The 23,569-nt window shown below is 60.5% G+C and carries 24 protein-coding genes and 1 other annotated feature; of the genes, 8 read left to right on the top strand and 16 right to left on the bottom strand.

Annotated features, from left to right (window positions below; translation table 11 throughout):
• From pyrE to H8Z83_RS05480, 9 genes are all read right to left on the bottom strand, one after another.
• Positions 1-651, bottom strand: coding sequence for an orotate phosphoribosyltransferase (pyrE, locus tag H8Z83_RS05445; RefSeq protein WP_207731996.1), 651 nt, complete (start codon positions 649-651; stop codon positions 1-3).
• 57 nt (positions 652-708) lie between these two features.
• Positions 709-1,407, bottom strand: a complete 699-nt coding sequence (gene pyrF, locus H8Z83_RS05450) for an orotidine-5'-phosphate decarboxylase (RefSeq protein ID WP_187014110.1) — start codon at positions 1,405-1,407, stop codon at positions 709-711.
• Positions 1,400-2,317: a dihydroorotate dehydrogenase gene (locus H8Z83_RS05455; RefSeq protein ID WP_187014111.1), complete on the bottom strand. Its 918-nt coding sequence runs from the start codon at positions 2,315-2,317 to the stop codon at positions 1,400-1,402. Before H8Z83_RS05455 ends, pyrF begins: the two co-directional genes overlap by 8 nt.
• Positions 2,311-3,045, bottom strand: a complete 735-nt coding sequence (locus H8Z83_RS05460; RefSeq protein WP_366463821.1) for a dihydroorotate dehydrogenase electron transfer subunit — start codon at positions 3,043-3,045, stop codon at positions 2,311-2,313. The genes H8Z83_RS05455 and H8Z83_RS05460 overlap by 7 nt, the downstream gene beginning before the upstream one ends.
• Before the next feature lie 2 nt (positions 3,046-3,047).
• Positions 3,048-4,304, bottom strand: coding sequence for a dihydroorotase (locus H8Z83_RS05465; protein ID WP_187014113.1), 1,257 nt, complete (start codon positions 4,302-4,304; stop codon positions 3,048-3,050).
• A gap of 415 nt (positions 4,305-4,719) precedes the next feature.
• Positions 4,720-7,362, bottom strand: coding sequence for a valine--tRNA ligase (locus tag H8Z83_RS05470; protein WP_187014114.1), 2,643 nt, complete (start codon positions 7,360-7,362; stop codon positions 4,720-4,722).
• Positions 7,363-7,426: 64 nt separating this feature from the next.
• Positions 7,427-7,634 (bottom strand) — a binding site (T-box leader).
• A gap of 39 nt (positions 7,635-7,673) precedes the next feature.
• On the bottom strand, positions 7,674-8,312 hold the full coding sequence (gene sigE / locus H8Z83_RS05475) for an RNA polymerase sporulation sigma factor SigE (protein WP_243184770.1): 639 nt from the start codon (positions 8,310-8,312) through the stop codon (positions 7,674-7,676).
• Positions 8,197-9,207, bottom strand: coding sequence for a sigma-E processing peptidase SpoIIGA (locus tag H8Z83_RS19510; protein ID WP_243184744.1), 1,011 nt, complete (start codon positions 9,205-9,207; stop codon positions 8,197-8,199). The genes sigE and H8Z83_RS19510 overlap by 116 nt, the downstream gene beginning before the upstream one ends.
• A 202-nt stretch (positions 9,208-9,409) precedes the next feature.
• A complete protein-coding gene (locus H8Z83_RS05480; protein WP_187014116.1) occupies positions 9,410-9,619 on the bottom strand; it encodes a DUF951 domain-containing protein in 210 nt (69 codons plus the stop codon).
• Positions 9,620-9,690: 71 nt separating this feature from the next.
• Here H8Z83_RS05480 and H8Z83_RS05485 point away from each other — a divergent pair, with 71 nt between their 5' ends.
• A complete protein-coding gene (locus H8Z83_RS05485; RefSeq protein ID WP_187014117.1) occupies positions 9,691-10,623 on the top strand; it encodes a S1 RNA-binding domain-containing protein in 933 nt (310 codons plus the stop codon).
• Here the strand turns inward: H8Z83_RS05485 and H8Z83_RS05490 are convergent.
• A complete protein-coding gene (locus H8Z83_RS05490; RefSeq protein ID WP_187014118.1) occupies positions 10,607-11,872 on the bottom strand; it encodes a replication-associated recombination protein A in 1,266 nt (421 codons plus the stop codon). The two genes, H8Z83_RS05485 and H8Z83_RS05490, sit on opposite strands and share 17 nt — an antisense overlap.
• Positions 11,873-12,006: 134 nt before the next feature.
• Between H8Z83_RS05490 and nth the strand changes: the two genes are divergently transcribed.
• From nth to H8Z83_RS05510, 4 genes are all read left to right on the top strand, one after another.
• Positions 12,007-12,645 carry an endonuclease III gene (gene nth, locus H8Z83_RS05495; RefSeq protein WP_187014119.1) on the top strand — a complete coding sequence of 213 codons (639 nt, stop codon included), beginning with the start codon at positions 12,007-12,009 and terminating at the stop codon, positions 12,643-12,645.
• Between the two features lie 90 nt (positions 12,646-12,735).
• Positions 12,736-12,993 carry a hypothetical protein gene (locus tag H8Z83_RS05500; RefSeq protein ID WP_187014120.1) on the top strand — a complete coding sequence of 86 codons (258 nt, stop codon included), beginning with the start codon at positions 12,736-12,738 and terminating at the stop codon, positions 12,991-12,993.
• An 18-nt stretch (positions 12,994-13,011) separates the two neighbouring features.
• Positions 13,012-13,533: a hypothetical protein gene (locus H8Z83_RS05505; RefSeq protein ID WP_187014121.1), complete on the top strand. Its 522-nt coding sequence runs from the start codon at positions 13,012-13,014 to the stop codon at positions 13,531-13,533.
• A complete protein-coding gene (locus tag H8Z83_RS05510; protein ID WP_187014122.1) occupies positions 13,526-13,858 on the top strand; it encodes a hypothetical protein in 333 nt (110 codons plus the stop codon). Before H8Z83_RS05505 ends, H8Z83_RS05510 begins: the two co-directional genes overlap by 8 nt.
• A 42-nt stretch (positions 13,859-13,900) precedes the next feature.
• On the opposite strand, the gene H8Z83_RS05515 is transcribed toward H8Z83_RS05510, so the two are convergent.
• The 4 genes from H8Z83_RS05515 to selD all read right to left on the bottom strand — a co-directional run bounded on the left by H8Z83_RS05515 (position 13,901) and on the right by selD (position 17,029).
• Positions 13,901-14,137 carry a putative Se/S carrier protein gene (locus tag H8Z83_RS05515; protein WP_187014123.1) on the bottom strand — a complete coding sequence of 79 codons (237 nt, stop codon included), beginning with the start codon at positions 14,135-14,137 and terminating at the stop codon, positions 13,901-13,903.
• Positions 14,134-15,267 (bottom strand): aminotransferase class V-fold PLP-dependent enzyme, encoded by a 1,134-nt coding sequence (locus H8Z83_RS05520; RefSeq protein ID WP_187014124.1) that lies wholly within the window; start codon positions 15,265-15,267, stop codon positions 14,134-14,136. Before H8Z83_RS05520 ends, H8Z83_RS05515 begins: the two co-directional genes overlap by 4 nt.
• Positions 15,264-15,866: a sulfurtransferase-like selenium metabolism protein YedF gene (gene yedF, locus H8Z83_RS05525; protein WP_187014125.1), complete on the bottom strand. Its 603-nt coding sequence runs from the start codon at positions 15,864-15,866 to the stop codon at positions 15,264-15,266. The genes H8Z83_RS05520 and yedF overlap by 4 nt, the downstream gene beginning before the upstream one ends.
• Positions 15,867-15,988: 122 nt before the next feature.
• Positions 15,989-17,029, bottom strand: a complete 1,041-nt coding sequence (gene selD / locus H8Z83_RS05530) for a selenide, water dikinase SelD (RefSeq protein WP_187014126.1) — start codon at positions 17,027-17,029, stop codon at positions 15,989-15,991.
• A 173-nt stretch (positions 17,030-17,202) separates the two neighbouring features.
• On the opposite strand from selD, the gene H8Z83_RS05535 reads away from it, so the two are divergent.
• Together H8Z83_RS05535 and H8Z83_RS05540 are read left to right on the top strand one after the other, a co-directional pair.
• Positions 17,203-18,159 (top strand): carbohydrate kinase family protein, encoded by a 957-nt coding sequence (locus H8Z83_RS05535; RefSeq protein ID WP_187014127.1) that lies wholly within the window; start codon positions 17,203-17,205, stop codon positions 18,157-18,159.
• 28 nt (positions 18,160-18,187) lie between these two features.
• Entirely contained in the window at positions 18,188-18,670 is a 483-nt protein-coding gene (locus H8Z83_RS05540) for a GNAT family N-acetyltransferase (RefSeq protein WP_187014128.1), read from the top strand.
• 72 nt (positions 18,671-18,742) lie between these two features.
• On the opposite strand, the gene H8Z83_RS05545 is transcribed toward H8Z83_RS05540, so the two are convergent.
• A complete protein-coding gene (locus H8Z83_RS05545; RefSeq protein WP_187014129.1) occupies positions 18,743-20,362 on the bottom strand; it encodes a GH25 family lysozyme in 1,620 nt (539 codons plus the stop codon).
• Positions 20,363-20,712: 350 nt separating this feature from the next.
• Between H8Z83_RS05545 and H8Z83_RS05550 the strand changes: the two genes are divergently transcribed.
• A complete protein-coding gene (locus H8Z83_RS05550) occupies positions 20,713-21,180 on the top strand; it encodes a hypothetical protein (RefSeq protein WP_187014130.1) in 468 nt (155 codons plus the stop codon).
• 350 nt (positions 21,181-21,530) lie between these two features.
• On the opposite strand, the gene glmS is transcribed toward H8Z83_RS05550, so the two are convergent.
• Positions 21,531-23,369 carry a glutamine--fructose-6-phosphate transaminase (isomerizing) gene (glmS, locus tag H8Z83_RS05555; RefSeq protein ID WP_187014131.1) on the bottom strand — a complete coding sequence of 613 codons (1,839 nt, stop codon included), beginning with the start codon at positions 23,367-23,369 and terminating at the stop codon, positions 21,531-21,533.
• Between the last annotated feature and the right edge of the window lie 200 nt (positions 23,370-23,569).

Genomic DNA, 23,569 nt, shown 5'->3' on the forward strand with positions numbered 1-23,569 from the left:
TCAGTTTTTCCCTCCATTGATCCAGCTTTCGTCAGACGGATTGTCCCGGAATTTCAGCAGACGGGACACATCCTCCGGCGCGATATAACCTTCCTCCGCGCCCACCTGGGCGATGGTGTCCAGGTTGCTGAGGCTCACATTCTTCACACCGGCGGCGGCCATCCGCTCGATACCCTTCTTCATGCCGTAGGTGAAGATGCTCACCACGCCCAGCACCTCAGCGCCCGCTTCCCGCAGGGCCTCCACGGTCTCCAGCACGCTGCCGCCGGTGGAGATCAGATCCTCCACGACCACGACCTTCTCGCCCTTGTCCAGACGGCCTTCGATGCGGTTCTGACGGCCGTGGTCCTTATTGCCGGAACGGACATAGCCCATAGGCAGGCCCAGCAGGTGGGCGGCAATGGCAGCGTGGGCGATGCCGGCGGTGGCGGTACCCATCAGGACCTCCGCCTCCGGGTACTCCCGCTTCACGGTATCGGCAATGGCCTGCTCCACCTCGTTCCGGGCTTCCGGAGCGGTGAGGATCAGTCGGTTATCGCAGTAGATGGGACTCTTGATGCCGCTGGCCCAGGTAAAGGGCTCCTGAGGGCGGAGAAAGACCGCCTTGATCTCCAGCAGACGCTTGGCAACGCGCACATTGATGCTGTCCATAGTTTGTTCTCCTTTATGTCAATTTTTTTGTTGATCCAATCGTTTCCGTTTCGCGGCTCAGCCCACGAACTCCGCCACGCAGCGGCGGTAGGCAGCCACGGGGTCCTCCGCCTGGGTGATGGGACGGCCCACCACGATGTAGTCGGAGCCAAGCTCCTTGGCCTTGGCCGGCGTGGTGACCCGCTTCTGGTCGCCCACATCTCCGTCAGCAAAGCGGACGCCGGGGGTCACGGTGAGGAAGTTCTTGCCGCAGCGCTCGTGGACCGCGCCTGCCTCCAGGGGAGAGCACACCACGCCGTCCAGTCCCACGATGGAGGCGATCTCCGCATAGTGCATCACCACTTCGGCAATGGGCTTTTCGATCCACAGCTCTTTTTCCAGCATGTCCTGATCCGTGGAGGTCAGCTGGGTCACAGCAATCAGCAGCGGGCGGGTACCATCCGGACGGGTCAGGCCCGCCAGAGCAGCGGACATCATGGCGCCGGTACCGGCGGCATGGACGTTCACCAGGTCCACATCCAGCGCGGACAGAGCGGCCATAGCCTTTTTCACGGTGTTGGGGATATCATGCAGCTTCAGATCCAGGAAGATCTTGTGGCCCCGTGCCCGGATCTCCCGGACGATGGAGGGGCCTTCGGCGTAGAACAGCTCCATGCCGATCTTCACAAAGGGCTTTTCCTCTGTGAAGCGGTCCAGAAATGCCAGTGTCTTTTCCTTGCTGTCAAAGTCCAGCGCAACGATAACGTCTTTACCCATGATGTGCTCCTCCTATGATCTCTGTCAGATTTTCTATGCCGTACCGTTCCATCACGGCAGGCAGATTTTCGATAATGGTCTTGCAGGCATACGGCTCCACAAGGTTCGCCGCGCCCACGCCGATGGCGGTGGCGCCCGCCAGCATCAGCTCGATGACGTCCTCCGCCGTGGTGACGCCGCCCATGCCCACGATGGGGATGGACACTGCCTCGTAGACCTGATACACCATCCGCACTGCCAGCGGGAACATCCCCGGGCCGGACATACCGCCGGTGGTGTTGGCCAGCAGCGGACGGCGGCGCTTCAGATCGATCCGCATACCCGGCATGGTGTTGATGAGGCTCACGCCGTCGGCGCCCTCATCCTCGCAGGCCTTGGCAACGGCGGCGATGTTGGCCGCCGTGGGGGACAGCTTCAAAATGATGGGCTTTTTCGTCACCGCCCGGACGGCCTTCGTCACCTCGGCTGCGGACTTGGGATCCGCGCCGAAGGCCGCGCCGCCGCCGTGGACGTTGGGGCAGGAGATATTGACCTCCAGCCAGCCCACCTGCTCCTGGGCGTCCAGCTTCTCGCAGACCTCGGCGTATTCCGCCACAGAAAAGCCGCTGATATTGGCCATCACCGGCTTGTGAAATACCTGCTTGAGCTTCGGCAGTTCCGTTTCGATCACCGCGTCCACGCCGGGATTTTGCAAACCCACAGCGTTCAGCAGACCGCCGGCGTACTCCGCGATGCGGGGCGTGGGATTCCCGAAGCGGGGCTCCCGGGTCGTGCCCTTGAAGGAAAAGGTGCCCAGCATATTGATGTCGTACAGCTCCGCAAACTCATAGCCAAAGCCGAAGGTGCCGCTGGCGGGGATAATGGGGTTGTCCATCTCAATACCGCAGAGGGTCACTTTTGTATTCACCATACGATCTCCTCCTTTTCCAGCACGGGGCCGTCCTTGCAGATCCGCTTATTGCCGTATTTCGTTTTGCAGGAGCAGCCCATGCAGGCGCCGAAGCCGCAGCCCATCCGCTCCTCAAAGCTGAACTGGCCGGAGGTCTTGCAGGCGCTGTATACCGCCTTCAGCATCGGCTCCGGGCCGCAGGTATAGAGATAGGTGTAGTCGGACACGGCGGCCATGCCATCGGTCACAAGGCCCTTGAGGCCGGCGCTGCCGTCGGCGGTGGCGATGATGACCTCCGCCCCCAGCGCCCGGAACTCATCTGCCAGAAAGATCTCAGATGCCCGGTTGAAACCCAGCACCGCGGTGACGCGCTTACCCTGAGCGACCAGCCGCTTGGCAAGGCCGTACAGCGGCGGGATGCCCACGCCGCCGCCCACCAGCAGGGGGTGTTCCCCACTGCGGGACACATCATAGCCGTTGCCAAGACCCGTCAGCACATCCAGCTCCGTGCCGGGAGCCATGCCCGTCATGGCCTCGGTGCCGTGGCCCAAGACTTTATAAATAAGCGTCAATTCTCCATCGGACCAGTCGCACACGGAGATGGGACGGCGGAGGAAAAAGCCGGAGAGTTTCAGGTTCACGAACTGGCCGGGGGCGGTGATGGCAGAGGTGTCCCCCACCAGCCGCAGACGGTAAATTCCATCGGCCAGTCCTGTGTTTTCAGTCACTGTCAAGGTTGTTTGCTTCACGATCATTCTCCTTTCAGCAGACGGTCTGCATCATACCAGACAGCCGTTTCGCCTGCTGCTGTCAGCAGGCAGCGGCCTTGGACCTCCCATCCTGTAAAGGGTGTTGCCTTGCCCATGGAGAGAAAGTCTGCCGGGTCGATCCGATAGGTGTCATTCAGGTCGAACACAGTAAAACCGGTGTCTGTCGGGATGTTGAAGCGGCGGCAGGGAGCATCGTGGAGCAGTTCCATCAGCCGTTCTATAGAGATGACGCCGGGCTTCACAAGTTCAGTATACAACAACGGGAACGCCGTTTCCAGTCCTACAATGCCCATTGCGCTTTTTTCCAGTCCGCGGCCTTTTTCCTCGGCACTGTGAGGGGCATGGTCCGTGGCGATCATGTCGATGGTGCCGTCCGCCAGGCCTTCCAACAGAGCCTCCCGGTCGGCCTTGTCCCGGAGGGGCGGATTCATTTTGAAACAGCCATCCTCCTGCAAGCAGGAATCGTCCAGCAGCAGGTAGTGGGGGCCGGTCTCGCAGGTGACGTCCAGGCCCTCGGCTTTGGCCTTGCGGATCAGGTCCACGCTCTCCTTGGTGGAGATGTGGCAGACATGATAGCCACAGCCCGTCTCCCGCACCAGCTCCAGATCCCGCTGAATGGGCCGCCACTCGCTCTCGGAGCAGATGCCCCGGTGGCCATGGGCCTTGGCATAGGCACCGTCATGGATATAGCCGCCCCGCAGGAGGGAATTGTCCTCGCAGTGGGCCACGATCAGCTTGCCCAGGCGCTTGGCCTCCATCATGGCGCGGCGCATCATGTCGCGGTCCTGAACGCCTTTTCCGTCATCGGAGAAGGCCACCACATAGGGGGCCATGGCGTCCAAGTCCGCCAGTTCCCCGCCCTGCTCGCCTTTCGTAATCGCCCCGTAGGGCAGGACCCGGATCACGGCGTCTTTTTGAATGGCGTCCAGCTCCGGCTGCAAGGTCTCCATGCTGTCCGGCACCGGATTCAGGTTCGGCATGGCGCATACGGTGGTATAGCCGCCGTGGGCCGCCGCTAAAGAGCCGGTACGGATGGTCTCCTTATAAGAAAAACCCGGCTCCCGAAGATGCACATGCACATCAACGAAACCGGGTAAAATCACGAAAGAAGAAGCATCCATAGTGGAAATAGTACCGCCTCGGGAAACACCATTGCCCAAAGAAATGGAAACACTGCTCCGGGAGAAAACGCCGCTGCGGAATACCTTCGCATTGTTCAGTACCAACGTCACGTTCATCGCTCCTTTTCTAAAAATCTCTAAACTTTCGATATGATATCACGGGTTTCTCCACCTGTCAAGGGTCTATTTTCACAAGAGGCCCGCCCATTGCTCCAACGCATTTCTGCGCCCCGGCAAACTGACGGAAATTATCAATTTTTCCCTCTGTCTTTAGGCGGGCACGCAGAAAAAAACATCCACCCGCCGGGCGGGTGGATGCCAGCGTGTCGAAAAAGTCTTTTCTTCCCGCTGAGCAAGTTTTCAGAACTTCATAAAAGTTCTGAAAACTTAGGATTTTAATGGCGCGGGACACCCCTCTTGGGTTTCCCGCGCACACCCTTCCTTACCGTTGCGGAGAATTTACTACTTTATCGACAGTCTCACATCCACCCGCCGGGCGGGTGGATGCTTTTGGTCGGTTCGGTATTTAGGCTCAGGCCATGGCCTTGGCGGATTCTTCCAGCTTGGCGATGAGCTCCTGATATTTGGCAACCTTCTCCCGCTCGGCGTTCACCACATTTTCGGGAGCGTGGGCCACGAATTTCTCATTGGCCAGCTTGCCTTCGGTGATCCGCAGACCGTTCTTCGCCTTTTCCAGCTCCTTGGCAATGCGCTCCCGCTCTGCCGCCAGATCCACCAGCTCGCTGAGGGGCAGGTAGGCGGTGGCGTCATGGGTCACCACGCTGACAAGGCCGGTCACATCCGCCGGAGCGGTCTCCGGGAAGGTGACGTTGCTGGCGTAGGCCAGACGCTGGATGAAGTGCAGCCCCTGCTGATACGGCTCCGCCTGATCGGTGACGATCATCAGCTCCGCCTTCTTGGAGGGGGGCACGTTCATCTCGGCCCGACGGGCGCGGATGGCCCGGATCAGGTCCATAACGGCCTCCATAGCGCTCTCCTCCGCCGGGAAGTTCAGCGCCTCGGTGTACTCCGGCCACTGGGCGGTCATCAGAATGTCCTCAGCGCCGCCGCACTTGGGCAGGGCCTGATAGATTTCCTCGGTGATGAAGGGCATGAAGGGATGCAGCAGCTTCAGCAGCGTCACCAGAACGTAGCAGAGCACGTTCTGTGCGGTCAGCTTGGCGTCCTCGTCCGTGCCGTTCAGCCGGGTCTTGGTCAGTTCGATATACCAGTCGCAGTAGGTGTCCCAGATGAAGTCATAGACCTTGGCGGAGGCCACACCGATCTCGAAGCTGTCCAGATTCTCGGTGACTTCCTTCACCAGCCGGTTCAGCTTGCTGAGGACCCACTTGTCCTCCCGCTCCAGCTTGTCGGCAGCGGGCAGCTCATAACGGTCGATGGTGAGGTTCATCATCACGAAGCGGCTGGCGTTCCAGATCTTATTGGCGAAATTCCGCATGGCCTCGCACTTTTCGGTGTAGAACCGGGTATCGTTGCCGGGGGAGTTGCCGGTGATGAGATTGAAGCGCAGCGCGTCCGCGCCGTACTTTTCCGCCATTTCCAGGGGGTCGATGCCATTGCCCAGAGACTTGGACATCTTGCGGCCCTTATCATCCCGCACCAGGCCATGGATCAAAACGGTGTGGAAGGGGATCTTCTTCATCTGCTCGCAGCCGGAGAAGATCATTCGGGCCACCCAGAAGAAAATGATGTCATAGCCGGTGACCATGACGCTGGTGGGATACCAGTAGTTCAGGTCGGCGGTCTGCTCCGGCCAGCCCAACGTGGAGAAGGGCCACAGGGCGGAGGAGAACCAGGTGTCCAGCACATCCTCCTCCCGGGTCAGGTGGGTGCTGCCGCACTTTTCGCAGACGGTGGGATCCTCCCGCTTCACGTTGATGTGGCCGCAGTCATCGCAGGTCCACGCAGGGATCTGATGACCCCACCAGAGCTGACGGGAAATGCACCAGTCATGGCAGTTTTCCATCCAGTTGGTATAGGTCTTGGAGAAGCGCTCGGGGACGAACTTCACTTCGCCCTCGTTCACCACCCGCAGGGCCTCCTTGGCCAGAGGCTCCATCTTCACGAACCACTGGGCGGAGATCAGGGGCTCCACATCGTTGTGGCAGCGGTAGCAGGTGCCGACATTGTGGTTGTAAGGCTCCACCTTCACCAGATAGCCCTGCTCCTCCAGATCCTTCACGATGGCCTTGCGGCACTCGTAGCGGTCCATACCGTTGTAGGGGCCGCCGTTTTCGTTGATGTGACCGTCATCGGCAATGACCCGGATGACCTCCAGATTATGCCGCAGGCCCACCTCAAAGTCGTTGGGGTCATGGGCGGGGGTCATCTTTACCGCGCCGGTGCCGAAGCCGATCTCGCAGTATTCGTCGCCTACGATGGGGATCTCACGATTCATGATGGGCAGGATGCACTTCTTGCCAATCAGGTGCTTGAAGTTCTCGTCCTCTGGGTTCACGGCCACGCCGGTATCGCCCATCATGGTCTCGGGACGGGTGGTAGCGACTACGATATCGCCGGAGCCGTCCGCCAGAGGATAGCGGATATACCACAGATGGCCGGGCTTGTCCACATACTCCACCTCGGCGTCAGACAGGGCGGTAACGCAGTGGGGGCACCAGTTGATGATGCGGCTGCCCTTGTAGATGAGGCCCTTGTCGTACAGCTCGCAGAAGGTCTCCCGGACGGCCTTGGAGCAGCCCTCGTCCATGGTGAAGCGGGCGCGGCTCCAGTCGCAGGAAACGCCCATCTTCTTCTGCTGCTGGACGATGCGGTTGCCGTACTCCTCTTTCCACTTCCAGACCCGCTCCAGGAACTTTTCCCGGCCCAGGTCATAGCGGGTCTTGCCCTCCTTGACCCGCAGCTCTTCCTCCACCTTGATCTGGGTGGCGATGCCGGCGTGGTCGGTGCCGGGGACCCAGAGGGCGGCGTAGCCCTGCATCCGCTTGAAGCGGGTCAGGATGTCCTGCAGGGTGCAGTCCAGCGCGTGACCCATGTGGAGCTGGCCGGTGACGTTGGGGGGCGGCATGACGATGGAGAAGGGCTTCTTCTTGGAGTCCTCCACGCCCTTGAAGCAGTCATGATCCTCCCACATCTGATAGATGCGGGACTCCACCTGCTGGGGCTCATACACCTTTGGCAGTTCTTTGTTCATTGAAACTCTCCTTTATTTCACGGTCTTACCAGATTTTGAAAACAAAACGCCCCGAGCCGCAAAGGCTCAGGGCGAACAAGAGTCCGTGGTACCACCTGGATTCCACGCAAAGCGCGTGACACTTACCGTCTGTAACGGGACACCCGTCCGGCTTACTGGATTTCAGCACGACCGCTCCGCGGTGACTTCACTGACCGTCCGGTAGGGCTTGCACCGTCCGCCCTCTCTCTTGACCGTTAAAATCAGCTACTACTCCGCTTCTCAGCGTTTGAACGGAATTCATTATACGATAGCTTTTGTGCTTTGTCAACCTAAGAAAGCCGCAGAATTTCCTTTTTCAGCCGTTGGATGATGCGCTTTTCCAGCCGGGAAATGTAGCTTTGAGAAATCCCCAGCCGGTCGGCCACCTCCTTCTGGGTCTGCTCCTTTCCTCCGCCCAAGCCGAACCGCAGAGTGATGATCTCCCGCTCCCGTGGTGAAAGGGTATCCAGCGCCGACGCCAGCAGGCACAGGTCCACATCGTCCTCCAGCGGCCGCATGACCACATCCGCCTCGGTACCCAGCACGTCGGAGAGCAGCAGTTCGTTGCCGTCATAGTCCGTGTTCAGCGGCTCGTCGAAGGAGACCTCCACCCGCCGTCCCGCGTTTTTCCGCAGAAACATCAATATTTCGTTTTCGATGCACCGGGAGGCGTAGGTTGCCAGCTTGATGTTCTTGTCCGTCCGGTAAGTGCCCACGGCCTTGATGAGACCGATCGTGCCGATGGAAATGAGATCCTCGATGTTGATGCCCGTATTCTCGAACCGGCGGGCGATGTACACCACCAAACGCAGGTTATGCTCGATCAGCTCCTGTCGGGCTGCCTCCTCTCCCAATCGGTTCAGCAGCTCCGTCTCTCGCTCCCGGCTCAGCGGCGGTGGAAGCGTATCGCTGCCGCCGATATAATGCAGCTCCGGCTCCCGGCACAATCCCAGACGGCACAGCAGCCGCCGCAGCCATTCTCTCATGATTCCTTCTCCCTTCCCCGCCCCATAAAGCGGTATATCCGCCCCCCAACTCTGTATCCGTCAGGGCGATCCGCAAATTTGGATAACAAACGCCGCCGATCTCCGTCCAATCGCTGCTCACGCTGACCAGCAGCCCGCCTCCCGCCGCCGTCCGCATCGGCAAAAACTGGGGACGCAGCTTTGGAAAGCGCTGGCGCAGCAAAGGCAATGCCTCTGACGGCGGACGGTGCTGAATGGCCGCCGCAAGCTGCGGAAACCGGGACAGCTCCGCCGTCAGCACCGGTTCCCCGGCGGTGTCCCGCAGGCTGTTGCCCGTGTCCAGCAATGCGGTGAGGGCCACCGTTTGCCCCAGTAGGCACACTGTCACCGGCAGACACTCCCCCCGGATACCGTGGGCGGCCGCCGCCCGAAAGATCACCGTCAGCAGCAGGTAGACCCCTGACGCAGAAAGCAGCAGGGTTTTCCCGTTGACATTCGTATAGAAAATTCCCCGGGCGTTGGGAATGTGCTGCCCCGCCAACAGTCCGAGGGCCAGAACCGTCCCCGCCAAGGCGCAGGCGATGGCGACGGTCAGCAGCGTCAGCCGGAGAAAATGGGTCTCCCGGCCAAAGGCGATGAGCGCCAGCAGCAGCCCCACGCCTGCCTTTACCAGCGTTTCCGTGAGAAAGCCCCCGCCGGGAAGGAACACCGCTGCGGCATACAGCCCGCCCAGCACTCCGCAGAGGAGGTAGCGCCGACGGCGCAGAGGGATGCCCGCCAGCCGTGCCGTAGAGAGAAACAGCAGGTAGTCCAGCAGGGCGTTGAACAGAAACACGCTGTCCAGATACACCACCGTCATGCAGCCTCCCCCCTTTCACAAGAAGATTATAAGCCGGGCCGTTCCGAAAAAAGGTCGAAAGAAAGCCCGGCGGACAAGAAAGCCGTCCGCCGGGCAAATGAGGCGCTTTATACCATCAGCAGCGCGCTGATACCGGTAGCCGCCAAACCAAAGACCAATACGCCCACCAGAATCAGGGCAATGATACGGGTCCGCTTCGGAGTCATTTCGGGGTTCCTCCTTTAACTTCCCCGCTGGCGGGGAGAATTTTTTTGATGCTCTTTTCTACCTTGGACCGGGGCAGCATCAGCTCATGACCGCAGCCAAGGCACTTCAGCTTGATGTCCATGCCCACCCGGGTGATCTCCCATTGCTTGGAGCCGCAGGGGTGGGTCTTTTTCAATTCTACAACGTCTTTTATATGCAGATCCATAAAAGGGCCTCCTGTCACCGCCGCGGCGAAGCCGCATAAGGTGGAATATCAAAGAAAAGGATGTGATCCGTATGCCGGAAAACAGAGGTTACTTACCGGAAGGGCTGTCCGCCCCGCCGCTATACACGCTGGAAATGCTGCGCCGCGCCGTGAGCGACGGCACCGTACTGGAGGGGACCGTCCAGCGGTGCGATGGGGACCTGAACCTGTACTTACAGCTTGGGAGCACTTTCGCGAAAATTCCCAGAGAGGAAGTCACCGCTCCGTGGATCAGCGGTGCAGACCGGGAGATCGCCGTTTTATCAAGGGTCGGAAAGCAGGTCTGTTTTACGGTGGAATCCCTCTCCGCCGACGCGAAAGGCGCGCCGACGGCCCTGCTCTCCCGCCGGAAGGTCCAGGAACAGGCTATGGAGGAAATGTGCCGGGGCCTGACGCCGGGGGCCGTGGTGATGGGAAGGGTGGTACGCACGGAGCCCTTCGGGGCCTTCGTGGACATTGGCCGGGGCATCGTGGCTCTGCTGCCCACGGAATACATCTCCGCCGCCCGCATCCGCCATCCCAACGAGCGGTTCCGGGTGGGGCAGAAAATTCTGGCAGCGGTCAAGGTCTTTGACCGGGAAAACCGGCGGATCACCCTGACCCACAAGGAGCTGTTAGGCACCTGGCTGGAAAACGCCAGCCGCTTTTCCGAGGGGGACACGGTGCGGGGCACTGTCCGGGGTGTTATGGACTATGGCTGCTTTGTGGAACTGGCCCCCAACCTCTCCGGCCTCACCGACCAGCGGGAGGATCTGCGGGAGGGGGACGGGGTATCCGTCACCATCCGCTCCATCCGCCCGGAGCGCATGAAGATCAAATTACAGGTCATTGAAGTGCTGCCGCCTGCGGAGCCGCCGGAAACGCTGCCCTACTGGATCACCGACGGGGTACTGGATCGCTGGGTTTACTCCCCCGCCAACTGTGAGCGGCCTCCGGTGGTCACGGAATTCACTGAGGTCCCTTGATCTTCTCCCAGTAGCTTTTCGCGGCCTGTTCGGTCTTGTTGTCGCCGTAGTGATAATAGCGGGCGTTTTTGATGGCGTCCGGCAAATACTGCTGGCGAACCCAGTGGTGGCCGTAGTTATGGGGGTACTTGTAGCCCTGTTCCCGCTCCAATCCGGCGGAATCGGCGTGAACATTCTGCAGCTCCCGGGGCACGTCGCCCCCCCGGCCCGCCTTCACATCCGCCCACGCGGACATGATACCGGTGCAGACGCTGTTGGACTTGGGGGCCGTGGCAAGCAGGATGGCGGCCTGTGCCAAGGGGAGCTGTGCCTCCGGCAGGCCAAGCTGCATGGCGGTATCCACGCAGGACTTTACAATGGTGATGGCCTGGGGATAGGCGAGGCCCACATCCTCACTGGCGGCGCACAGCAACCGGCGGCAGGGGGTGATGAGATCCCCGGCCTCCAGAAAGCGGGCCAGATAGTGCAGCGCCGCGTCCGGGTCGCTGCCCCTGATGGACTTGTGGAGAGCGGAGGCGGCATCATACATGGCATCGCCGCCCCGGTCATACCGCATGGCGCTGCGCTGGGACAGCGCCTTGGCATCCGCCTCCGTCAGCAGCAGCGTTCCGTCTTTGGGGACCGCCGCCTCGCAGAGCAGCTCCACGGCGTTGATGGACTTCCGCACATCGCCGCCGCAGCCCTGAGCCACCAGCGCCGGGACCTCCGGCTCCCACGTCAGGGGCAGGGGCGTCCGGGTCTTCATGACCTCCAAGGCCCGAAGCACTGCCGGGCGGATCTCCTCCGCCGGGACGGATTTGAACTCAAACACACTGCTGCGGGAAAGCAGCGCGTTGTACACATAGAAAAAAGGATTTTCCGTGGTGGAAGCGATGAGGGTCAGGGATCCGTTCTCCATAAATTCCAGCAGGCTTTGCTGCTGCTTTTTGTTGAAATACTGGATCTCATCCAGATACAGCAGGATGCCGCCGGGGGCCAGCAGCGTCCCCACATCCGCGATGATGTCCTTCACGTCCTGCAAGGACGCCGTGGTGGCGTTCAGGCGGTACAACGTCTTGTGGGTCTTTTCCGCGATGATGTTGGCCACGGTGGTCTTGCCGGTGCCGGAGGGGCCGTAGAACACCATGTTGGCGTCAGTCCCGGCATCGATCAGGCGGCGCAGAACACCGCCGGGCGCCAGCAGGTGCCGCTGACCCACGACTTCATCCAGAGTTTTCGGACGGATCTCGTCCGCTAAGGGCCGGTGCATGGCGTCCCTCCCTTCTGTCAAATGCTGAAATTGTATTATAGCATAACTGCCCGGAAAATGCTATGATTTTTTCTCTTTCATTTCCACAGAATCCGTGATAAAATAACACCATTCTTGTACATAGGAGGTGCGCCATGCGGTATAAGGCGTCCACCCTGCGGATCATCGAAAAATTGAAGGAGCTGTACCCGGAGGGGCTGTGTTCTCTGCAATACGAGAAGGACTACGAGCTGCTTTTCGCTGTGCGGCTGTCCGCCCAGTGCACCGACGCCCGGGTGAATCTGGTGACCCCGGCGCTCTTCGCCCGGTTCCCTACGCTGGAGGCCTTCGCGGAGGCGGACCCCAGGGAGGTGGGCGAATACATCCACTCCTGTGGGTTCTACAATGGAAAATCCAAGGATCTGGTGGCCTGCGCCCAGCAGCTTCTGGAGCGGTTCGGCGGAAAGGTTCCCGGCAACATGGAGGACCTCACCTCCCTCCCCGGCGTGGGACGGAAAACCGCCAATCTGATCCTGGGGGACGTGTACGGTCAGCCCTCCTATGTGTGCGACACCCACTGCATCCGCATCACCGGGCGGCTGGGCATCACCGACGGGTCCAAGGACCCGGTAAAGGTGGAGCAGCAGCTTCGCAAGGCCATCCCCCCGGCGGAATCCGGGCCTTTCTGTCACCGGATGGTGCTTTTCGGCCGGGATGTGTGCACCGCCCGCTCCCCTAAATGCGAGGATTGCCCCTTAAAAGCGGACTGCGCTCAGGGGAAAAAGCTGAAATGATGTAAAAATGTGTCTGCGATTTTCGCAGGCACATTTTTTTCGCGCCGTTCATATACTGGTCTGAGACTGAGAGCATGGGAGGACACAGCCATGGATGAAAACACCAAGCGGATGATGGAGCAGCTGAAGGCCGATCCCGCCGCCCTTCGACAGCTTATGCAGTCCCGCGATGGGCAGGCGCTCATGCAGGCGCTGACCCGGCCGGACAACGGTGCGGGGCTTCAGCGAGCCATGCAATCCGCCATGCACGGAGATATGAATGTCATGGCGGAGCTGGTGGGCCGGGTAGCACAAAGCCCGGAAGGTGCGGCTTTGATGGAGCGCGTCAGCCAGCGGCTCCAGAAGTAAGGAGGGAGGTCCGGCCTCATGGCGGAGTTTGACGACAAGCTGAATAGTCTCCTCTCCAACCCGGAGGCCATGGACCAGATCATGAAAATGGCCCAATCCCTTATGGGAAACAGCGGTGGGACGGAGCAGCCTCCCCCCGCCGCGCCGCCCTCCGGCGAAACAGGAAACGCAGCGCAGAACGGCGGCCTTCCGTTTCAGCAGAGCGGTCCCGCCAGCAGAGAGGCGGCACAGAGTTGGGGCCAGCCCACCCCGGAAAGCCGAATCCCATCTCCCAGCGGGCCGGTGGTGAGCGGTCAGCCGGGGTCTGGCCCGGGTTTTCTCTCCGGACTGGGTGATCTGGATTCCAAGGCCATCGCCTCCCTCCTGCCGGTCCTCCGGGAGCTGGGAGAGGCCCAGAACAGCAACGCCCGCCAGCTTTTGTTCGCCCTGCGGCCCTATCTGAAACCGGAGCGCCAGGATAAAGTGGAACGGGCATTGCAGCTGGCCCGGCTGTTCCGGGTGGGGAAAAAGTTCCTACTGAGGGGGGATGGCCATGTATAACCGCTATATCCGCCGGGATGACGGCACCTATACCAAGGTGGCGGAACCGGATCCGCCCCGGCAGGAACCAACTGGCCCCGGATCGAAGCCCCCTCCCCCGCCGCCAGACGATTCCAATGAATCCGGCCCCCGGTCCGGCGGTCCGCCGCCGTCCTTCGGCGGCGCGGAGGGCCTTGCCGGGTACCTGCGGCAGATACTGGACCATCTGCATCTGGACCGGGTGGACGCCGGAGATCTGCTGCTGTTGGGTCTGCTGTACTTTCTGTTTCGGGAAAAGGCGGACGAGGAGCTGCTGGTGGCTCTGGGCCTGCTGTTGATTTTATAAACGTAAAACACCGTACCTGACTTGCATCAGGTACGGTTTTGTTCAGACCAGCAGCTCCTGCCAGAGCGCGTATTCCAGATGATGGGCGTCCGCCAAGGCCCGCAGCGTTTCTCCGGCGTCTACGGGGGCGCACCACGCCATACCGCAGTCCGCCGTCAGCTCCCGGGGAGTGGGGATCAAGCGGCCAGGGAGATTTTGCGCCTTGCAGAATGCTTCCATGGCCATGGCTGCTGCCGTGGTGTGGAACGTCACCACCAGTTTCAGGGTTTTGGGTCTCATTCCGCCAGCTCCTTTACCGCCCGGATCGCCACATCGATCTCGGCCTCCGTGTTGAACCAGCCAAAGCTGAACCGCACGGCTCCCTGACGCTCCGTACCCAAGGCCCGGTGCATCCGGGGGGCGCAGTGGGCACCGGGGCGGGTGGCAATGCCGTAGTCCTGCGCCAGCGCGTCTGACACCTCGCCGGAATCGTAGTCCCGGATATTCAGCGCCACCACCGCCGTCCGGGGAGCGGTAAAATCGCCGTAGACCGTTACGCCGGGAATGGCGGAAACCCCCTCATAAAACCGGCGCATGAGGGTTTCCTCCTTCTCCCGGATGGTCTCCATGCCCACCGCCCGGATATAGTCCAGCGCGGCGGACAGCCCGGCGATGCCGTGGCCGTTGAGGGTCCCCGCCTCCAACCGTGTAGGCAGCTGCTCCGGCTGGGCGGGGTTGTAGGTCTGGACGCCGGTCCCCCCCACCTTCCATGGGCGGAGGGCAACGTTCTCTCCCAGACACAGCCCGCCGGTTCCCTGCGGCCCCATCAGGGACTTGTGCCCGGTGAAACAAAGCAGGTCGATCTGCTGGGCCTCCATGTCGATAGGCAGGACTCCCGCCGTCTGGGAGGCGTCCACAAGGAAGATCAGGCCGTGGTCATGGGCGATGGCTCCCACCCGGCCAATATCCACGGCGTTTCCGGTGAGGTTGGAGGCATGGGTGCAGATGATGGCCCGCGTCTCCGGGCGGATCAGCCGCCCGAACTCGCCGTAGTCGATCCGCCCCTGCCGGTCAGCCGGGACGAAACTGAGAGACACGCTCCGCTCCGCCTCCAGCCGGTACAGGGGTCGCAGCACGGAATTGTGCTCCAGATCCGTGGAGATCACATGGTCGCCGGGGTCCAGCAGGCCGCAGATGGCCATGTTCAGAGCCTCCGTGGAGTTGGCGGTGAACACCACATGGTCAGGCCGGGGACAGTTGAAGAATGTCGCCAGCTTTTCCCGGGTGCCGTAGATCATCCGGGAAGCGGACAGACTCCCCTCGTGGGTGCCGCGGGCGCTGTTGCCCAAAGTGGTCATAGCCGACACCACCGCGTCGATCACCGGCTGGGGCTTCTGGCGGGTGGTAGCGGCGTTGTCCAGATAGATCATGGCTTGATGACTTTCCCGGCGGCGGCCAGCGTCTCCGCGATGGCGTACATATTAGTGATGCTGCCTACGGCCAGAGTCTCCTTCAGCTTGTAGAAGTCCAGACAGGTGCCGCAGGTGCGGATCTCCACGCCCTGCGCCTCCATGAACTTCAGATCCTCCAAGGAATCGGACCCCGCGCAGGTAAGGTATGCGCCGGAATTGTAGAACAGGATGGTCTTAGGCAGCGCGGGCAGCTGGCTGACGGCGTACAAAAAGCCCTTCATCAGCGCCTTGCCCAACGTCTCCTCCCCATTGCCCATGCAGTTGGAACCAACGGCCACCACCAGATCCCCACGGGCATCCGGGGCGCAGACGGTCTCCTCTGCGGGTCGCACCGGGGCGGACACCTCCATGGTGACGGAGAACCGCTTCTCCCCGGTCTTTTCCGCCCGGACGGGCAGCTGGCAGCTGGCGGCCAGCTTGCTGAGGTTCTGGACCGCCGCCTCATTGTCCACCAGAATTTCCAGTGTATCAGGGGTTTGCAGCTCTGCCAGAGCCTTCTTCGCCATCACAACGGGAATGGGGCACTGCTTGCCCAGCGCGTCTACAACAACAGACATGGAACACAACTCCTTTAATTCAGATTTTCAAGTTCAGTGTAGCACGATACATCGTGATTCGCAAGAAAAAACAACGAGATACGGCAAAACCCCCGCCGAAACCTCGGCGGGGGCGAATTCTGTCAGACGATCTCAAGGGTATGCTCCGTTTGGGCGACCACCGCACCTATGATGGCGCTGTCCGGGTCTCGCTCCCGCAGAGCCGCGAGCAAGGCCCCGGCGTCCTCCATAGGGAGGGCCACCAGCAATCCGCCGGAGGTCTGGGGATCGGAGATCAGGTCCACGCGGGCCTGCTGGACGCTCTCCGCCACGGTCAGGCGGGGCTTCACATAGTCCAGATTCCGGTAAGCCCCGGCGGGGATGATCCCCATTTCCGCAAATTCCAGCGCCCCCGGCAATAAGGGGAGCCGCCGGCTGTAAAGGCGGATGGTCACGCCGCTGCCTCGGGCCATTTCATCGGCGTGGCCCAGAAGTCCGAAGCCGGTGACGTCCGTACAGGCGTGGATCTCCGGGCATTGGGACACGGCCTCCGCTGCGTGGGCGTTCAGCCGGGCCATGGAGCGAACCAGACGGTCATACTGCTCCGGCTCCAGCAGGTCCGCCTTGGCGGCGGTGGTCAGGACGCCGGTTCCGAGGGGCTTGGTCAAAACCAGCGCGTCTCCCGGTCTGGCGCCCACGTTCCGCAGGGCCTTGTCCGGGTGGACATAGCCGGTGACGCACAGGCCGTATTTCGGCTCATCGTCCTGAATGGTGTGGCCCCCGGCGATGACGCAGCCCGCCTCCACAGCCTTCTGGTGGCCGCCCTCTAAAATTTTCCGGATGGTCTCCTGAGAGAGACAGCCGGGGACGCACAGCAGGTTCATCGCCACGGCAGGCCGTCCCCCCATGGCATACACGTCGCTGAGGGCGTTGGCCGCGGCGATCTGCCCAAACCAGAAGGGGTCGTCCACAATGGGGGTGAAGAAATCCACGGTATGAATGGCGGCGATCTCGTCGGTAATGCGGTAAACACAGGCGTCGTCGCTGGTGTCAAAGCCCACTAACAGGTTGGGGTCAACCCGGTTGGGAAGGTCTTTCAGAATGTTCGATAGGACACCCGGCCCTAATTTTGCCGCTCAACCCGCTGATGGGGTCAGCTGCGTCAGACGAGGCTCCTGATCCATGATGCTCCCTCCCTTCCCGATATCTGGCCGTGGGCTTCACGGTCAGGAAAAGTATAGCACAGTTCCCGCCGTTTGGCAATTCGCCCGTGCTGGACTTTTTTGCGATCCTATGGTAACATACTTCAACAAAAACAGATGAGGTTCGCGGGCAGCCGCGAAGGATGGGAGCAGCTATGGGTATTGTGGTGTTGGGCGCCGTTTTCGTGGATATTAAGGGGTATCCCGCCGATGTATATATTCCCGGTGGGCGGAACGCCGGACGGGTGGAGATCGTCCACGGCGGCGTCAGCCGGAATCTGGTGGAGGACATTGCCAACGTGGAGCTGCGGCCCACCTTCGTCAGTCTGGTGGACACCACCGGCACCGGAGCGGACGTGATCCGCAAGCTGCAGGACCACAAGGTCAACACGGATTACATCCGGGCCGTGCCTGACGGTATGGGTACCTGGCTGGCCGTTTTCAACAACGGCGGCGACGTGGTGGCCTCCATTTCCAAGCGGCCGGACCTGCGGCCCATCGTGGACATTTTGGACGATCACGGAGACGAGATCTTCCGCAATGCCGACAGCATCGCCTTGGAGATCGACTGTGACAAGGAGATCGTAAAGGCGGTCTTTTACTACGCAGAAAAATACCGCAAGCCGGTGTTTGCCGCCGTGTCCAATATGAGTATCGCCGTGGAGCGGCGGGACTTTCTGCGCTTCTGCTCCTGCTTCGTGTGCAACCAGCAGGAGGCGGGAATTCTGTTCTCAGAGGACTATGACAGCAAGACCCCGGAGGAGCTGCGGGACATTCTGGCCCACCACGTACAGGCGGCGGAGATCCCCCGGATGGTGGTGACCATGGGGGCTCAGGGGGCGGTCTATGCCGCACAGGACGGTGCCTGCGGCATCTGCCCCGCTATGAAGGTGGACGTGAAGGACACCACCGGTGCAGGGGATGCCTTCTTCGCCGGGGTCACCATGGGCCTGACCTATGGAAAAACCATGGACGAAGCCTGCGAGATCGGCACCCGGCTGTCTGCGTCGGTGATCTGCACGTCGGAAAACGTGTGTCCCCGGTTCCTGCCCAGCGAATTCGGGCTGGAGCCCGGCAGAGCCGCCGGAGAGCAGCTGACCTTTGATATATAAAGTTTTCGGAACAAAAGAGGAGAACGCCATGAACATCAGAACAGCGACATTGAACGATCTGGACGCGGTAACTGCCGTGGAGGCTGCCTGCTTCCCGGCGGCGGAGGCCGCCTCAGAAGAGGAATTTGCAGAGCGGCTGCGGTATTACGGCAGTCACTTCTGGCTCATGCTGGACGGCGAAAAGCTCATCGGCTTTGTGGACGGCATGGTGACGGACCAGACCGACCTGACCGATGATCTCTATGAGCAGGCCCACGCTCACAATGAACAGGGCGGCTGGCAGATGATCTTCGGCGTCAACACATTGCCGGAATACCGGTGTCAGGGCGTGGCGGCCGCTTTGCTGGAACGCGCCATCTCCGATGCAAAGGCCCAGGGCCGGAAGGGTCTGGTGCTGACCTGTAAGGACAAGCTGGTGCACTACTACGCCAAGTTCGGCTTTGTCAGCGAGGGCGTGTCCGGCTCCACCCACGGCGGCGCGGTGTGGTATCAGATGCGGCTGACCTTCTGAGTCATCGAAAGCAGATACAAAACCCCGCCGGGAGAAATTCTCCCGGCGGGGTTATTGTTCAGTCAGGCTTTTTTATCGGCGGATAAACTGGATATTCATGTCCACCCGGCCGTTGATCCCGGCCACGGCGCGGCTGCTGGAGAACTGCCAGTAGTCCATGTGATACACCAGCGTGGGGCACAGCTTCTCGGACTTTTCGCTCTTGTACTCAGGATACCAGCTCAGATAGTCCGCCAGAGCGCCCTGATCGTACTTCATGTAGGTCACATACGTACCGCCGTAGACCATGGGGGTATACCCCGCGTCCTTGATCCGCTGGCAGAAGGCCACGGCACAGGCGGTGGCCATTTCCGGAGAAGTGCCGTAGACCCGGTAGGTGGAGTCGTGCATCTCCCAGTCATAAGCCACGGGGCCGTTGATGTCCAGCCCATCCAGCAGGCTGATGACGTAATCCGCCTCCTCGATGGCCTCCTCCACGGTGACAGCCTGGGCGAAGAAGTACACGCCGGTCTCCAGCCCCGCCCGCATAGCGCCCCGGATGTTCTGCTCGTAGTATTTGTCGGTGTTCAGGCTGCCGGTGCCGGTGCCCCGGAAGCCCACCCGGACCATGGCGAAGTCAATGTTGTCATCCGCCACGGCGTTCCAGTCGATCTCTCCCTGGAAGGAGGAAACATCGATGCCGTACCGGGTGCGGAACTCGCCGCCTAGATATTCCAGCCGGCGGCGGTTCTCATTTTCCTCATCCGTCCAGATGAAATCCACGTCAGAGAACACGTTCAGCGGACGGTCCCGGTAAATGGGCACGGTCTTGCCGCCGTATTCAAGGGTGCGGTCCAACGTGGCACCGGGCTTGTAGACCTCGGAGGGCTTGGTAGCCGTGCTCTCCGGCGTGATCTGCGGCGCTTCAAAGCGCACCTCGCCGGTGCCGTAATTGCGGATATTGCCCTGGATCACGCAGTCCACCAGGGTCACGTCCTTCGTAACGCCGGGAGCTAAGATCAGATCGCCGCCGATCTGGATGCCCTTCAGCGTTGCGCCGTCCGCCGCGCTGATGAGCAGGCTGCCGGAAACATCCTCCGTCACAGTGGTGGTCTCCTTCACCAGCGTATCCACCATGTTGCTGAGGATATTGATCAGTTCCGCCCGGGTGATGGGGTCCGTGGGCCGGAAGGTACCGGCGGCGGAATCCGTCAGATACCCGCGAACCTCAAACTCTCCCACATAGGCCATCGCGTACTCCGCGATCTGGTCCGTATCCGTATAATCCGGTGCGGCGGTCTCTGGCGCGATCCGGAAGGCGCGGCCGATCATGGCCACCGCCTGCTGCCGGGTGATGGTGCTGGAGGGCAGCGCCGCGCCCTGATTGCCCAGATAGATGCCGGAGGCATGGAGCTTCAGGATGGCATCCTCCCAATAGGTCCCGGCGGTATCCGAGAAGGTGTCCGCGGGAGAGGCGTTCTGAAAATGGAGAAAACGGTCCAGAATTCCCGCAAAAGCGCCGCGTGTGATGGATTTATCCGGACGGAACGTACCGTCGTCATATCCCTGAATGATCCCATACTCCCCGGACCACTTATTGATGGCGGACTCCGCCCAGTGTCCGTCCGTATCCGCAAATGCGTTGGCCGTCATGACGGTGCAGCCCACCGCCAGAGCCGCCGCTGTCAGCCACTTTCCAAAATGCCGCTTCATAGCTGCTCCTTTCTGTCAAAGCCAGTCGAATCTATGCCGAAAAAACGCCACGGCCCTTATGGGCCGTGGTATTATGTCGCCCTACGGGCACATTATAGCGAAACCGGAGACATGGGTCAATATTCTGTCGGAAATTTCTCCCGGAAAATTATGTAAAGTTTTAGAAAGTGTTCCCCCCTCTCCCCGGAAAAAGCACCCGGCTTCACCTATGCGCTCTTTTCCTCTTGCAATGCGCAAACAGGCATGGTAGCATGGAGTTGATCCCGAAAACCGGCACAGAGACCCAAATTGTCGATCAAACCGCTTTGCGGCTTTCGCTGCGGTAGGAACCGAATCAGGAGGGAAGCGCTATGGCATTGCTTGTATTCGCCATTTTGAACGTTATGTGCTGCTATTTTTGCTATTTCGTCGGCACGCAAAAGGGATACAACGGGCCGCTTTGTGCTTTTGCCGGGTTATTTGGCAGTTTTCTTGCGTGTCTGATCCTGCTTCTGATGCCCGATAAAGCCAGTGACACATTTAACAGCACCGCCTATAACCGGGAAGTATCTGAACTGAGACAACAGGTAAAGGATCTGCAAAAGAGGATCACTGAATTGGAGCACAGCGCGGCGCCGGCAGATCAGCCGAATGCGGCGGTCCATACGGAGCAAGCAAAGGGCGAGCCGATCACTGAGATCAGCAAGCCGGTTCGGTTCCCCACCCGAACATCGGACACGGTCATTTGTCCCGGCTGCGGGAAGCGGCAACAGGGAAATCGGAACAGCTGCTACGCCTGCGGGCTGCCATTCTACTATGAGGATGAGCCAAGGCCGTAACAGTTCCGGTTCGAGATACAATAAAGGATTCAAAAAAACGGCGGAGACCATTTAAAATGGTCCCCGCTGTTTTTTGCATTCTCTAACAATTTCCGTTTGGAACACTGCTGCTCAAAAGGCGAAAAATTGCAAAGCACGAATCATTCCACCGTCACGCTTTTGGCCAAATTCCGGGGCTTATCAATATCGCAGCCCTCCCACAAAAGCTGCGCTTTTGCGGGAACCCTATGATCTAACTCAAATCGTCCGGAATGAATCCGTCCGATTTCAAGATTTTGCGCTATGCGCAAAATGCTTGTGCGCCGCACTTGCGGCGAGCCAGCGCGGCTGTACCCGGTTCGGAAACGGGTTTATTCCACCGTCACGCTCTTAGCAAGGTTCCGGGGCTTATCAATGTCGCAGCCGCGCTGGAGGGCCACATAATAGGCGAAGAGCTGCAAGGGCACCACGCCCAAAGAGGGCTGCACCACCGGGTGGGTCTCCGGCACAGCTATGACGCTGTCCGCCGTGTGGGCCATTTTCTCCTTGAGCGGCTCCGTGGCCAGTGCCAGCACCTCGGCTCCACGGGCCTTTACCTCCACCACATTGCTCATGGCCTTGTCAAAGAGCGGCTCGTAGGTGCCCAGGGCCACCACCAGCGTTCCCGGCTCGATGAGGGAAATGGTGCCGTGCTTCAGCTCGCCGGAGGCATACGCCTCGGAGTGGATATAGCTGATCTCCTTCAGCTTCAGGGAGCCTTCCAGACCCATGGCATAGTCCAGATTCCGGCCGATGAAGAAGATGGAATCGTGGTTGAAGTACCGGGAGGCGAAATACTTCACATCCTCGATGCTTGCCAGCACCCGTTCCAGCTTTTCCGGCAGGGCTTCCAGCTCGTGAAGGATGGTATCGTACTCCGTTTTCTCAATGGTACCCAGCAGATCGCCCAGATACAGGGCAATGAGGTCCATCAGGACCAGCTGAGTGGAGTAAGCCTTCGTGGTAGCCACGGCGATCTCCGGACCAGCCCAGGTATAGAGCACATCGTCCGCTTCACGAGCGATGGAGGAGCCTACCACATTCACCACTGCCAGTGTCCGGCCGCCGCGCCGCTTGGCTTCCCGCAGGGCGGCCATAGTATCCAGCGTCTCACCGGACTGACTGATGAAAATGACCAGAGAATGATCGTCCACCAACGGGTCGCAGTAGCGGAATTCCGAGGCCAGGCACACCTCCACCGGGCGGCGGAGCAGGCGCTCCCAGTTGTACTTGCTGACCATGCCCACATGGTAGCTGGACCCGCAGGCCACGATAAAAATACGGCTGACGCCCTGGATGTATTCCTTCGTCAGGCGCAGATCGTCCAGCACCACCCGGCCCTCCCGGACCCGGGGGGAGACGGTTTTCCGGATGGCCTCCGGCTGCTCGAAGATCTCCTTGAGCATAAAGTGGGGGTAGCCGCCCTTTTCCGCAGCGGAAACGTCCCAGTCGATGTGGCTGTGGGGCTTATCGATGGGGTCCATCTCGTCATTGAAAAGGTTGACGCCCTCCGCCGTCAGCACGGCGATCTCGCCGTCCTCCATGTAAATAACATCGCGGGTATGGCTGATGACGGCAGTCACGTCGGAGGCAATGAAATTCTCGTTTTCACCGCAGCCGATGATAAGGGGGCTGTCCTTCCGGGCGGCGATCAGGGCGTTGGGATAGTCGGCACAGATGATGCCGAAAGCATAGGAGCCTTCGATCCGCCGCAGGACACGGCCCACGGCCTCCAGCATATTATGACACTCGTTATAGTGGAATTCCAGCAGCTGAGCCGCCACCTCGGTGTCCGTTTCAGACTTGAACGTAACGCCGTGACGCAAAAGCTGCTGCTTGATCTCCATATAGTTTTCGATGATGCCGTTATGGACCATGGCGATCCGGCCATCCTCACTGACATGGGGATGGGCGTTGATGTCATTGGGCTCTCCATGGGTAGCCCAGCGGGTATGGCCGATGCCCAGCGTTCCCTCCACATCGGCACCGCCGTGGATCATATCTGACAGCACCTGAAGGCGGCCCTTGGACTTATAGACCTGAAGCCCCTTTGTCTCGGACCGCACCGCCACACCGGCGGAATCGTAGCCCCGGTATTCCATCCGGGCCAGTCCGTCCAGCAAAATCGGGGCCGCCTGCTGGTGGCCCACATAACCAATAATTCCACACATGGGTAAAAAATCCTCCTGAAAATTCATTCAAAAGGACAAACGCGCAGAGATTTGTCTCTTTCTCCGCAGTCAGATTCCTTCTGTTCCGGGGTCGCCCCCGTATTTGTAGAACCTGTCACATGGCTGCGGCCACGGAGGGGCACCCGCCGAAGTTTCGATACTCCCCTCTCCTCGTTATCCCGGAACCCCGCTTCTATGAA

Origin of the sequence: Dysosmobacter segnis, assembly GCF_014297285.1 — a bacterium.
Classification (GTDB): Bacteria; Bacillota; Clostridia; order Oscillospirales; family Oscillospiraceae; genus Oscillibacter; species Oscillibacter segnis.